We start from the raw sequence: 12999 nt of genomic DNA on the forward strand, positions 1-12999 counted from the left end.
TTTAAGAACATTAAAATTCAATAAAATTGAAAACAACAAACATTACACAGGGAGAATTTCCAAACTCCAAAAAGATCTATGTAAAAGGTAAAATCCACAACATAGAAGTGGCAATGCGCGAAATTGAATTGGCGGATACCACTGATAAAAACGGAAATGTAATCAAGAACCATCCGGTTACGGTATATGATACTTCAGGTCCCTATACTGATAACAAAATTGAGGTGGATCTTGAAAAAGGATTGCCAAAACTTCGTAAACAATGGGTATTGGATCGCAATGATGTGGAAGAATTAGAAGGCTTGTCCTCTGATTACGGACGCATGCGTTTGGCTGACGAGAACCTGGATCATCTGCGTTTCGATCATGTAAGCACCAAGCCTTTAAAAGCAAAGGAAGGCAAGTATGTTTCGCAGTACTACTATGCCAGGAAGGGAATCATCACACCAGAAATGGAATATGTGGCCATTCGTGAAAACCAGCGTATTGATGAGATCAAAGAAAAATACACTCAGCACAAAGGTTGTCCGATGGGTGCTCAGATTCCTGAAACCCATATTACTCCCGAATTCGTACGTGATGAGATTGCCAAAGGACGCGCCATTCTTCCTGCAAACATTAACCATCCAGAAGCTGAACCAATGATTATTGGCAGAAATTTTTTGGTGAAAATCAATGGAAACATTGGAAACTCTCCTACTACTTCGAGTATTGAAGAAGAAGTAGAAAAAGCAGTTTGGGCTTTTCGCTGGGGCGCTGATACCATTATGGATCTATCTACTGGTGAAAACATTCATGAAACCAGGGAATGGATCGTAAGAAACAGTCCAGTACCAGTAGGAACTGTTCCATTGTACCAGGCATTGGAAAAAGTAAATGGTAAAGCTGAAGATCTTAGCTGGGAAATTTACAGAGATACTTTGATTGAGCAATGCGAGCAAGGTGTAGATTACTTTACCATTCATGCAGGTTTACTTTGGAAACATATTCCATTGACCATTCACAGAACAACCGGAATTGTATCGCGTGGCGGATCGATTCTTGCAAAGTGGATTCTACATCATCACAAAGAAAATTTCCTATATACTCATTTTGAGGATATCTGTAAGATTCTGGCAAAATACGATGTGGCTGTTTCTTTGGGTGATGGATTGCGCCCAGGCTGTTTGGCCGATGCCAACGACAAAGCCCAATTTGGAGAATTGGAAGCTTTGGGACATCTTACCAAAATTGCTCGTGAAAACTTTGTACAGGTTATCATTGAAGGTCCTGGGCATGTACCAATGCACATGATCAAAGAAAATATGGATGAGCAGTTGGCACATTGCGACGAAGCTCCTTTCTATACCTTAGGTCCTTTGGTTACCGATATTGCTCCTGGCTACGATCACATTACTTCGGCAATTGGAGGTGCAATGATTGCATGGCATGGCACAGCAATGCTATGCTACGTGACTCAGAAGGAACATCTAGGCCTACCGAATCGTGATGACGTTAAAGAAGGGGTAATTACTTTTAAATTGGCAGCCCACGCAGCAGATTTGGCCAAAGGATTCCCGGGAGCTCAATACCGCGACAATGCCATGAGCAAAGCTCGTTTTGAATTCCGTTGGAGAGATCAGTTCTCATTGGCATTGGATAGCGAAAAAGCCATGAAATTCCATGATGAAACACTTCCGGATGAAGGCTACAAATCAACCCACTTCTGCTCCATGTGTGGAGAGAATTTCTGTTCGATGCGTGCTACCATGGAAGTGCGTGAATTGGCAGAAAAGGCTGAAGAAAAAGCCAAAGAGTTTGAGCAATCTGGTAGTGAACTGTACAGCTAATACTATGGAGCTGATTTTGATTTCACATCCTGATTTTTTTAAAGGGGAAACAGAACTTGTTTCCTCTTTACTGGATCAATATGAATTTACCTATCATTTGAGAAAACCTAATGCAAGTAATGATGAGCTTGAGAGTTTCCTTAAAGAGATTCCTGATCACTTACATGACAGAATAGTGATATCCAATTCAATTGAAATTCTTGAAAGATTCAACCTGAAAGGAATTCATTTCTCCACTTCGAATAGAGAGAAAAACAATCATCTTTTCAGGAAATACTATAAAGGAACTTCCTGCCATTCAATAGGTGAAATCAGAAAGTTAAATGACAGTTATGACTATGTCTATCTGAGTCCGATTTTTCCAAGCATCTCCAAGATGGGATATCGTGGAAATCTGAAGATGGAAGAGGTTTCAGAATTTCTAAATGAAAAAAGAACGTCTAAAATTTATGCCCTTGGCGGGATTAACGCAGATAGAGTCTCGGAACTCAAGAGTTTTGATTTTGATGGTTTCGCAATCTTAGGTAGCGTTTGGACAGATTATCCAATTAAAAATCAGGATGAGATAGAAAACAACTTAAAAAAAATCCACTCACTAATCCATTAGAACGAATGCAGAAAAGAATTCCTAAAATTCAATACATAACACAAGATCATCCACAACTGTCACATTCTGATCAAGCGCGCCTGGCTTTTGAGCAAGGCATAGAAGCTGTGCAAATCAGAATGAAAGATAGTTGTTCGAATGACATATTAAAGGAAGCTACATTGGCTCTACAATATGCCAGGCAGTTCGATCGCATTTTAATTATTAACGATTCCATAGAATTCGCAAAGGAAATTGGTGCTCATGCTGTTCATCTTGGCCTGAATGATACGTCTATTGATGAAGCGAGACAAATTTTAGGTGATGATATCATCATTGGAGGAACTGCCAATACATTCGAGGATATCCTTTTGCAAAAATCTCGTGGTGCAGACTATGTTGGACTTGGCCCATACAGGCACACTACCACCAAAAAGAATTTAAGCCCAATTGTTGGGATTGGTGGATACCGAGAAATTATCAGACAAATGAATGAAAAGAAAATCCATACACCAATAATCGCTGTAGGTGGAATTCTTTTGGATGAAATTGAAATGCTACAACAAACCGGGCTATACGGAGTCGCAATCTCAGGAGCTTTATTAAAAACACTAAACAACCAAACTCATGAATAATTTAAAATTAGGAGATAAAATATTCACATCTCGTTTGTTCACAGGAACCGGAAAGTTCAGTTCAAACGAAATCATGAAACAAGCCATTGCCGCTTCCGGATCGGAACTGGTAACCATGGCACTAAAAAGAATTGACATTGAAGATGCCAACGACAACATGTTACAGCACCTAAACATTCCTGGAGTTAATTTATTACCAAACACCTCAGGTGTGCGAAATGCAAAGGAAGCTATATTTGCAGCACAATTGGCACGAGAAGCGTTAGAAACCAATTGGCTTAAATTGGAAATTCATCCCGATCCTAAATACTTACTTCCTGATGGTGAAGAAACTTTAAAAGCAGCTGAAGAATTGGTAAAGCTAGGGTTTCATGTTTTGCCTTATGTACAAGCTGATCCTGTTCTTTGTAAGAAACTGGAAGAAGTTGGAACTGCTGCTGTAATGCCACTAGGTTCTCCAATTGGTTCTAATAACGGTTTACAAACCATCGATTTCCTAAAAATCATCATTGAACAAAGCAATGTTCCCGTTGTTGTTGATGCGGGAATTGGGGCTCCATCGCATGCTGCTGCAGCCATGGAAATTGGTGCCGATGCAGTGCTTGTAAATACCGCAATTGCCGTCTCGCCAAACCCTGTTGAAATGGCTAAAGCGTTTAAAATGGCAGTGGAAGCTGGTAGAATGGCATATGAGGCGAAATTAGCGGAACAATCAGTTGGGGCCAATGCCAGCAGTCCTTTAACTGCTTTCCTTGAAAATTTGGATTAACCTATTAAGTGCTTAAAATGAGTTTCTACAACGAAATACAAAAATACAATTGGGATGAAGTAAAAAATCAAATCTATTCCAAAACCGAAGCAGATGTAAAACAAGCTTTGGAAAAGGAAAAAATAGATTTGAATGATTTTCAGGCACTCATCTCTCCCGCTGCCTCTGCTTTTTTGGAGACAATGGCACAAAAGAGCATGCAGCTTACACAAAAGCGATTTGGAAAATGTATTCAGATGTACATTCCATTGTATATTTCGAATTCCTGCACCAACACATGTATATACTGTGGGTTCAATCACAAGAACAAATTTGATCGCAAAATTCTTAATTCAGAAGAGATTAAGCAAGAAGCCAAAGAAATTAAGAAATTGGGCTTTGAACACATCTTGCTTGTTAGCGGTGAAGATCAGAAAAACTGTGGGTGCGATTACATAGGGGAAATGATGGATAGCATTAAAGATCAATTCTCTTTAATTTCGCTTGAAGCGCAACCCATGTCAACTGATGAGTACGAGAAATTGACTCATAAAGGATTGAACACGGTTTACATCTACCAGGAAACCTATAACGAATCCAACTACAGGAAATATCATCCTTCAGGGAAAAAATCAAACTATCAATATCGTTTGGAAACCCCTGATAGATTAGGTAAGGCAGGAGTTCACAAAGTGGGATTGGGTTGCCTCCTAGGATTGGAAGATTGGCGTGTCGATACTTTCTTCACAGCCCTTCACCTTCAATATTTGGAGAGAACCTATTGGAAAAGTAAGTATTCTATTTCTTTTCCAAGACTTCGTCCTCACGCAAGTGGATTTCAGCCCAATTACGAAACAACACAAAAAGATTTGGTTCAGTTGATCACTGCATATCGTTTGTTTAATCATCATGTGGAGATTTCATTATCAACACGTGAAAGCGAAAAGTTCAGGGACAATATGCTACAACTGGGTGCTACATCATTTAGTGCCGGCTCTAAAACCAATCCGGGTGGGTATTCGAACAAGGAAGAATCATTAGAGCAATTCTCAATCAATGATGATCGTAGTCCTTCTGAAATTGCAGAAATGATTCAATCCAAAGGGTATGAAGTAGTATGGAAGGACTGGGATAACTTTATGCAATTGTAGATAGATGAACGAAATTCAAAAAGAGCGATACAACAGACACATCATTTTGTCAGAAATTGGTGAAGAAGGTCAAAAGAAATTACTAAATGCCAAAGTATTGGTTGTGGGTGCAGGAGGTTTGGGAGCTCCCATACTTCAATACCTGGTGGCAGCCGGTGTTGGTAATATTGGTATTGTGGATGCCGATTCCGTTAGTTTATCAAACCTTCAAAGACAAATTCTTTACAAGGAAGATCAAATTGGATTGTCGAAAGCCGAGCAAGCCAAAACTACACTAAATCAATTGAATTCCGATGTAAAAATATCATACTACCCATTCATGCTAAATGATGATAATGCATCAAAAATCATTTCCCAATATGATATTGTTGTGGGTGCAACTGACAACTTCAAATCCCGAAAATGCATTGATAAAATAACAAAAGCTCAAAGTAAGGCTTTCGTACATGCATCAATTGGAGAATTCGAAGGACAGATTTCCGTGTTTAATTACAAAAATGGCCCCTCCTATTCCGATTTGTTCCCCGATACTCCAAATGAATCTGATTTACCATTGGGTGTTATTGGAGTTTTGCCAGGGATAATAGGAAGCATGCAAGCCTGCGAGGCAATTAAAATCATTCTGGAAATTGGAGAAATTCTTTCTGGAAAGTTATTGGTTTACGATGCACTAACTCACGACACTAACATCATCCAATTTTCAAATTAATGTTTGAAACATGCAATCTTCTGAGAAACAATAATCCTTCCTTTGAAGATTGCATGTTAGATTTTATTTAAAAATACTTAAACCAGTTGTCGATATTTGCGTATAGCTAAATTAATATCAAATGCTGGTTTCTATGAATAAATTATTACTACTGCTTCTTTTTATAGGATTAAGCTTATCAAGTTTTAGCGAAGCTCAAAATAAAGTTGATAGCCTAAGTAAACTTCTCTCCTTTACAAAAAATGACGAAGAAAAAGCTCATATCTACAGCCAGTTAGCTAAAGAATATTATTACAAAGATTTGAACCAGCTAATTTATTACGCTCGCAAAGCAGATTCCTTAGCAGCAATTTATAAAATTGATTCAACAAGAATTAAGGCTTTGAATCATTTGTGCTATGCTTATATAAATTCAGGAAAAAGAAAGGAAGCTCTGAACTTTAACAACTTAGCATTAACATTAGCTAAAGAAAAAAAACTGGAAAAAGAGTTTTACTATGCAAGCTATTTTAAAGGTTATTACTACTATTCGGGAGGAGTTGCTGACAGTTCTCTAATTTATCTGGATAAAGCTTACAATGGAGCATCCCTAATGAATGATCCTTATCTAAAGTTAAGGTGTTTAAATATTATAGCCGCCAACTACCTTAACCAAGGAGATTATAATAAAGCGCTAAACAACTTCACAAGGGCTTATCATATTGCTGACAGTCTTAAAAATGAAAAGCAACTACTTAATCTATCCCTAAACATCGGAACAACACTACTTTACAATGAAGATTTGGAACAGGCAATTGAATATTTTCAAAAGGTACTTTTGCTTTCTGACCCGAATCAAATGAACATAGCGGTAGCTACTGCTTACAATAATCTTGGTGCCTGCTATAGTCGAATGGCAGATCATGAAAAAGCCATAAGCTACTTCGAAAAAGCATTACCTGCATTCATAAAAATTAATAATCGCTTTCAAATTGCTCAGGCATATGCAAACCTAGGCCAGTCTAACTACTTTTTAAATAACATAGAGGAGGCAAATTATTACTTAAATGAAGCTGTTAAGATTAACCGGGAAAACAATTTATCCAATCAGCTAATTGTCAATTTAATTATTCTGGCACGCCTACAAATCATTAAAAAGGAGTTTACCAAGGCAAAAGAATCATTGCAAGAAGCCAACAAGCTAAGCAAAACATACAATATCAATTACAATAAAAGTGATTTATTAAAAGCCTACAGTTTTTATTATTCCAGTATAAATAATTTTGAAAAAGCCTTGGAGTATAAAGAGCTTGAATTAATCCACAGAGATAGTGTTTTTAATGAAAGCAAACAAAAGCAAATTACCGAACTAGAAACCAAATTTAAAACTCAACTGAAAGAAAAGGAAAATGATAACTTAAAGAAAGATTTATCCTTACAGCAATTAAAAACAGCCAAACAAACACAAATTAGAAATTTTTTAATTGCGTTCGCCTTACTGGTAATCGTAATAATCGGTATCCTTCTTAATAGAGCAAGAATTAAGAAAATAGCTCACAAAATCATTGAACAACAAAAAAATGAACTTGAGGTTGCCAATAAAACAAAGGATAAGCTATTTTCAATTATTGCGCACGATTTAAGATCCCCATTTAATACGATTATTGGTTTTAGTGATTTCCTTCATAGTGATTACGACAATTTAAATGATCATGAAAGAAAATTACAGATATCCGATATCAAAAATGCTTCTCATAGTGCATATAACCTACTGGATAATCTTTTAACCTGGGCCAGAATTCAACAAGGAAATATCAAGGTAAAACCTGAAATTCTGCCTTTAAACAAGCTTATCGAAACATCTATTAGTAATTACAGAAGCTCGGCTAAACTCAAAGACATTGAATTGAGTTATGAATACAATGATTTGATAGATGTCCATACAGATCAATATTCTATAGAATTGATACTGGGGAATCTTATTAGCAATGCTATTAAATTTACTCCCTTTGGAGGTGGCATATCTATTTCAAGTGAAATACAAGATGATATGGCAGTTGTAAAAGTAAAAGATACTGGTATAGGTCTTTCGCATGAAGCTGTCGAAAAAATCTTTAAAAAAGGTGAAACTTACACCTCAACAGGAACCAATCAGGAAAAAGGATCAGGACTTGGTCTTGTTCTATGCAAAGAATTTATAGAAATGAACGGAGGAGAAATATGGTTTTGTAATGAATCTCAGAAAGGTGCCTGTTTTGCATTTTCTATTAAACTACATCAAAAATCATAAAACTAGAATTAAATATATACCAAAAGAAAAACGCCAATGGATTAATTCCCTTGGCGTTTCTTTTTAATTATACTGTATGAGTTCGGTAAGAAACTCATCGAGATTGAACTATTTCAAATTTGTTGGTATCTGTGGCGTAGAAATCAGATGAGTAAAAATCTCCCAACGTTTGTCTGGATTGGTTTCAACTCCACCTCTTTTCTCAACATATTCCTTAACTAAATCTTGTCCCCAATTATAGTTAATGATATAGCTACGATAGGTTTCTGGAAATCTGAAAGTAGATTCATGAGCTCTTCTTAAAGCATATTTTTCCATCCATTTTCCCGTTTCTTCTTTCGACCATTTGCCATCCAGATAATTTCTCATGGCAGAGGTTCTGGCATAAGTCAACTCATGTGTTAATTCCTGAATTTGATAATACAAATCAACTTTTTCAGTATCCAATCCTGCCAAAGGAAACAAAACTTCCTTCTCGAACCTCATTCTCTCTTCGCGAGGAAAAACAACATTAATACCATAATTAGCAGTTCCTTCAGCAATTAATGATTGAGGACTAAACAAAGGATATACCGAAAACTCAGCCCATCCTCTTTTCTTTACCAAATTACTTTCTAACAATGAATTGTAAACATGATGTCCAGGATATCCCTCATGACTTGCCAAATCAATGGCTCTATCGATAAGAATAGGAAAATCGATATTAACCTGAATCAAGCTAAAGTTGTTCCCCTTATACCAATTGTAACCAGCCCAAGCTTTATCGGTAACATATTCCAATTCAAAATTTTCATTATCTGGTAAAGTAATATGTTGTTTTGTTCTTTTGCGCGATTCTTCAATTGCAGCTCTAAATACAGGATCTACTTTGTCTTTAGGAATTACAAAATCCTTTTGAAATTTTGCCAAACGATCAATTAAATTGCCTTTCCCTGGAACAACTTTTTCCAATTGGTTAATAATTTCTGCAAAATGTTCATCTTCGAAATCAGGTACAACAGCATCATATAATGCATTGGATTCTTCATTAAATGTGAAGGTTTTTCCTGATAACATCTCTATTCTGGCTTTAACTGCAATAAATTGTTTCAAAAGATATTGTTTACGCAATTTCAACATTTCTTCTTCTTCCGAAACATCAAGTGCTTTCACTTTTTCATTCAATTCATCCATACGTTTCAAGAGTTCAGCAGATGGAATTTCCTTCAATTTTCCTTGCTCCACCTCCTTTTTCCACTCTTTTGGTCCATAGTAAGCATCTACATACAATGGATCGTAAAGACCAATCTCCAATACGGTTTTCACGTAACTTTCTGCAACTTGATTCATTACCAAATTTACATCTGGTTTCTGCGTACACGATGCAATGATTCCGCCTAATACAACAAGTGATAATAGTTTCTTCATCTGTGAATTTTAAAGGTTATAGATAGTGTTTATTTTAAGTATGAACCAAAATTAATAAAGCATTTGAAATATAAATAATATCCGAGTCACAGTTTTTTCTACTATTTTAGATCCTCTAAAAACAAATACAATATGGACGCTATATTATTAAAGGATTCACTTACTACAAATGATATTAAAGATTTAATTCTGAAAGGAGTTAATGACATGGATATCAATCAAGATAAACGAAACGAGATTGAAATTGAATCGAACCAACTTGCTGCAGCTTTTGTTGAAGCAATTAACTATCATACCGAAAATGGAAAAAACAACGATTCGAGTTATGCATTTCAAATTGCGGTTAAATTCAACAATTTTACTGAAGAGTTTCGAAGAATATTTGTAACAAATTACCAGAAAGACATTTTGGTTGGTTTTGGAATTAGTGCCATTTGGATGGGAATATTAAATGGCCTGGATGCTGAAAGTGGTATTATGCCAAACCATCCTTTTAAACGTGAAATTGCCAGCTGCCTGGTAAGTATCACCGAAATTCTGGATGAAAATAAACCACAAGCATAATATCCTTTCCAAATGACAGATACAACAAAATTGCATAAAGTTTCGATACTGGGCTGCGGATGGCTTGGTAAGGCATTGGCACAAAAGCTGATTTCCAATGGATATGAGGTGAAAGGTTCAGTGATGAAGGAAGAAGATTTGAGTGAACTGCGCCAATTAGGTATAAAAGCTTACCGTCTGGCTTTCAATCCAGAATTAGAGGAATGCAGCGATGATGATTTTTTCGATACAGATCTTATCATTTCCTGTCTGCCCCCCAGAAGACGTGAAGATATTGAACTGTTCTACTCACAGCAAGTGGAGTCCTTAAAACAAGAAGTGCTAAAGTTCGGAATTAAGAAAGTGATATTCATTAGCAGTACTGCAGTTTATCCAGACACTTTAGGCAAAGTAACGGAAGATCTTCAATTGACACCAAAAAAAGCCAGTGGGAAAGCGCTGATAAAAGCTGAAAACTTGCTTCTTGAATCCCCTGATTTTGATACTACAATTCTGCGATTTGGTGGGTTAATCGGTTATGACCGTCACCCTGGAAGGTTCTTATCCCACAGAAAGGAATTAAGAAATGGTTCAGTACCCGTAAATCTAATCCACCAGGACGATTGCGTAAAAATAATCTCAGAAATTATCAAGCAAAATGTTTGGGGGGAAGTATTTAATGCTTGTTGTCAGGATCATCCAACTCGAAAGGATTTTTACCAAAAAGCTGCTCGTGCAGCGAATCTTCCCGAACCTGAATTTTTAGAAGATGAACAAATAGCATACAAGTGGGTTGATTCATCCAAATTAATCAAGAAATTGAATTATAAATTTATTTATACAAGTCCTCTTGATACAATTTAAACTGAATTTACTTGAGGTTCTTTAAGAATATTCTACTTTTGTGATCCTATAAATTACAGAAGTAGAATTGATCATTGAAGAGAACTGAAATGCAGCATAGATTGTACATTGTAGGGGCAGGGCCAGGAGATCCGGATTTATTAACGATAAAAGCTCACAGGGTTTTAATGCAGGCAGACGTAGTGTTATACGATGCATTACTTGGAAAGCAAATTCTTGAAATGCTTCCTGAGAGTTGTGAAAAAGTTTATGTTGGAAAAACTTACAAAGATCAGCAGGACCAAATAAAGCGCATGTGCAGAATCAATGCTTTAATGAAAAAAGGTGTTGAAGAAGGCAAACGTGTTGTTCGTTTAAAAACTGGTGATCCACTAATCTTTGGTCGAGGAATTGAAGAAGTACGCTTTCTTCGAAATGAAAAGATTGACTATGAACTGGTCCCAGGAATTACTGCTGGTATAGCTGCGGCAAATCATTGTCAAATTCCAATTACAGAGCGTTCGATAAACCGTACCTTATTATTTTGCACAGGCACTACTCTTAATGGTGATATGAAACAGTTCGATGCAGTTTCAACAATGATTCAAATCGGAACTCCTGTAATGATATACATGGGCTTAAACAATCTTGGCAGTATCATCGACAAACTAATTGATAATGGAGTGAAAGCAGACACTTCCATTTGTGCCATCTCGAAAGTATCCTATCCAGATGAAAAAATGCTATTTGGAAACTTAAGCAATTTCATGAGCAAACTAGAGCAAAATCCTCTTGAAATGCCAACTATCTTAGTAATTGGAGAAAATATCATGCCGATGTTGGAAGAGGCAGATGAATTGCTAAATCAATGTAAATGTACTGACTGCAAATAGTCATTCGATATAAATGACTCAGGAGAATGACCTGAGTCAGGAACCAAATTATATCATTTAATTATTAAGCTGCTTATTAAATGATATGATAATACATCAACAGCAATATTGTGCCTAATAATAAAATATTGCTCACCAATCTACTTCCCTGATTTAGCAATACAATTACCAATGCTTCTTTTGCAGGGAAAACACTCATTGCTGAAGGCAAACTTCTTCTTAAACTTCTAATGGGTAGTGAAATAATATTACCCATCAATAATGCTATTAAAACATGAGAAGCCTGTAAACTTCCAGTTTTTAAAAATCCTGCAGCAACTGTAGCTGCACTTAAAATACCTCCCAACATAGAACTTGCCACTGCAAGAGATTCTGGTGGAAAGTATTCTCGTAAGCTTGATGATTTAAACAAACTATCCGATAAATCGAAAAAACCAATTTCGTTTAAAAAGGAAAAGAACAAAAACATAGGGATAGCAATCAGGAGCATTCTATTTACCACCAAGTAAGTTTTTTTACGAGCCTTTTCAATACTCACCTTCCATGTATCTGTACTTCTCTCCTCTTTCTCAATTGAAATATCATTCTGATTATCAGGAATCGTTTTGCTATATCTCGATACCAACAAGGCAATAAAAACTACGAGAAAGCCTAATCCGAAAAGCAATCCAAAATAAGTGGCTCCCACTATTCCCACGGCTGCAATGGTTGGATACATGATTCGTAGGCTATGATACAAATAACTCATAAAAGAAGTACACATGGCACTTACACGAAGTTGTTTGCGACTCATCTGGTTGTTTTCGTATGCAGATGTAAGCATACTATTTGCGGTAACCAAAGAGAAAAATGAACTAAATATGGCAGTAGCAGAAATATTTGGCAATTTTGCCCATCTGGTAATTGGACTCGTAAATCGCTTGATCAATTGCGACCAGTTTCTCTCCTCGATAAGATTACCTATAAAACTTGCAATACTTGTGGTAATGATGATTTGCAAGGCCAATTTTAAATTAAATTCCAACCAATTTAAGGATGGAAGGTTGAAGCCAATGCCCAAAACAATGAGCACCACAACAAAATACCATATCCAACTTAACAGTTTGTTTTTCTTCTTTCTTGCCAAAGTTATATACCATTTAAATATTTATATGCGCTGGTATAATGCCTATACATATTCAAAGTGCTTTTAGGAGTGAAACGCACTACGGACACTCCCGATAATTATCGGCATTGAATATGTATCGGTATTAATCTTTGCGCAAAGTAAAACATTATTATATACAATTCAATGCAAGTTTCGCCTTCCGTACTTCTTTTTGAAAGAAAATTCTATCCAATAAACCAATTCCCCTATACGGGCAGAACTTTTCCCTGCATACAGTC

12 protein-coding genes are annotated in these 12999 nt (G+C 36.4%); 10 read left to right on the plus strand and 2 right to left on the minus strand.

The features are described from left to right. Positions 1-26: 26 nt before the first annotated feature. The 7 genes from thiC (at position 27) to DF185_RS01480 (ending at position 7927) form a co-directional block, all read left to right on the plus strand. On the plus strand, positions 27-1829 hold the full coding sequence (thiC, locus tag DF185_RS01450; RefSeq protein ID WP_110358944.1) for a phosphomethylpyrimidine synthase ThiC: 1803 nt from the start codon (positions 27-29) through the stop codon (positions 1827-1829). Then, a complete protein-coding gene (locus tag DF185_RS01455; protein WP_133249928.1) occupies positions 1798-2436 on the plus strand; it encodes a thiamine phosphate synthase in 639 nt (212 codons plus the stop codon). Before thiC ends, DF185_RS01455 begins: the two co-directional genes overlap by 32 nt. A gap of 5 nt (positions 2437-2441) precedes the next feature. After that, positions 2442-3050, plus strand: coding sequence for a thiamine phosphate synthase (locus DF185_RS01460; RefSeq protein WP_110358946.1), 609 nt, complete (start codon positions 2442-2444; stop codon positions 3048-3050). Beyond that, positions 3043-3819 (plus strand): thiazole synthase, encoded by a 777-nt coding sequence (locus tag DF185_RS01465; RefSeq protein ID WP_110358947.1) that lies wholly within the window; start codon positions 3043-3045, stop codon positions 3817-3819. Before DF185_RS01460 ends, DF185_RS01465 begins: the two co-directional genes overlap by 8 nt. Before the next feature lie 17 nt (positions 3820-3836). Next, positions 3837-4949: a 2-iminoacetate synthase ThiH gene (gene thiH, locus DF185_RS01470; RefSeq protein WP_110358948.1), complete on the plus strand. Its 1113-nt coding sequence runs from the start codon at positions 3837-3839 to the stop codon at positions 4947-4949. A gap of 4 nt (positions 4950-4953) precedes the next feature. Beyond that, the gene (locus DF185_RS01475; RefSeq protein ID WP_110358949.1) at positions 4954-5658 is read left to right on the plus strand and encodes a HesA/MoeB/ThiF family protein; all 705 of its coding nucleotides are present in this window, start codon (positions 4954-4956) and stop codon (positions 5656-5658) included. 133 nt (positions 5659-5791) lie between these two features. Beyond that, positions 5792-7927 carry an ATP-binding protein gene (locus DF185_RS01480; protein ID WP_165835907.1) on the plus strand — a complete coding sequence of 712 codons (2136 nt, stop codon included), beginning with the start codon at positions 5792-5794 and terminating at the stop codon, positions 7925-7927. Positions 7928-8035: 108 nt separating this feature from the next. On the opposite strand, the gene DF185_RS01485 is transcribed toward DF185_RS01480, so the two are convergent. Beyond that, positions 8036-9334, minus strand: a complete 1299-nt coding sequence (locus DF185_RS01485) for a hypothetical protein (protein ID WP_207784543.1) — start codon at positions 9332-9334, stop codon at positions 8036-8038. Between the two features lie 132 nt (positions 9335-9466). Here DF185_RS01485 and DF185_RS01490 point away from each other — a divergent pair, with 132 nt between their 5' ends. The 3 genes from DF185_RS01490 to cobA all read left to right on the plus strand — a co-directional run bounded on the left by DF185_RS01490 (position 9467) and on the right by cobA (position 11613). Further along, the gene (locus tag DF185_RS01490) at positions 9467-9898 is read left to right on the plus strand and encodes a hypothetical protein (RefSeq protein ID WP_110358951.1); all 432 of its coding nucleotides are present in this window, start codon (positions 9467-9469) and stop codon (positions 9896-9898) included. 12 nt (positions 9899-9910) lie between these two features. Then, positions 9911-10741, plus strand: a complete 831-nt coding sequence (locus DF185_RS01495) for an SDR family oxidoreductase (protein WP_110358952.1) — start codon at positions 9911-9913, stop codon at positions 10739-10741. A gap of 89 nt (positions 10742-10830) precedes the next feature. Beyond that, complete coding sequence (gene cobA, locus DF185_RS01500) at positions 10831-11613, plus strand: uroporphyrinogen-III C-methyltransferase (protein ID WP_110358953.1); 783 nt, start codon at positions 10831-10833, stop codon at positions 11611-11613. Positions 11614-11689: 76 nt separating this feature from the next. Here the strand turns inward: cobA and DF185_RS01505 are convergent, their stop codons facing one another. After that, positions 11690-12739 carry a hypothetical protein gene (locus tag DF185_RS01505; RefSeq protein ID WP_110358954.1) on the minus strand — a complete coding sequence of 350 codons (1050 nt, stop codon included), beginning with the start codon at positions 12737-12739 and terminating at the stop codon, positions 11690-11692. Between the last annotated feature and the right edge of the window lie 260 nt (positions 12740-12999).

The sequence above is a fragment of the Marinifilum breve genome, assembly GCF_003202155.1.
Taxonomy (GTDB): Bacteria; Bacteroidota; Bacteroidia; order Bacteroidales; family Marinifilaceae; genus Marinifilum; species Marinifilum breve.

Excerpts from the sequence above, each read along its gene's own strand:
- DF185_RS01460 (WP_110358946.1), top strand. The coding sequence starts at position 2,442 with ATGCAGAAAAGAATTCCTAAAATTCAATACATAACACAAGATCATCCA.
- DF185_RS01465 (WP_110358947.1), top strand. The coding sequence starts at position 3,043 with ATGAATAATTTAAAATTAGGAGATAAAATATTCACATCTCGTTTGTTC.
- thiH (WP_110358948.1), top strand. The coding sequence starts at position 3,837 with ATGAGTTTCTACAACGAAATACAAAAATACAATTGGGATGAAGTAAAA.
- DF185_RS01475 (WP_110358949.1), top strand. The coding sequence starts at position 4,954 with ATGAACGAAATTCAAAAAGAGCGATACAACAGACACATCATTTTGTCA.
- DF185_RS01480 (WP_165835907.1), top strand. The coding sequence starts at position 5,792 with ATGAATAAATTATTACTACTGCTTCTTTTTATAGGATTAAGCTTATCA.
- DF185_RS01485 (WP_207784543.1), bottom strand. The coding sequence starts at position 9,334 with ATGAAGAAACTATTATCACTTGTTGTATTAGGCGGAATCATTGCATCG.
- DF185_RS01490 (WP_110358951.1), top strand. The coding sequence starts at position 9,467 with ATGGACGCTATATTATTAAAGGATTCACTTACTACAAATGATATTAAA.
- DF185_RS01495 (WP_110358952.1), top strand. The coding sequence starts at position 9,911 with ATGACAGATACAACAAAATTGCATAAAGTTTCGATACTGGGCTGCGGA.
- cobA (WP_110358953.1), top strand. The coding sequence starts at position 10,831 with ATGCAGCATAGATTGTACATTGTAGGGGCAGGGCCAGGAGATCCGGAT.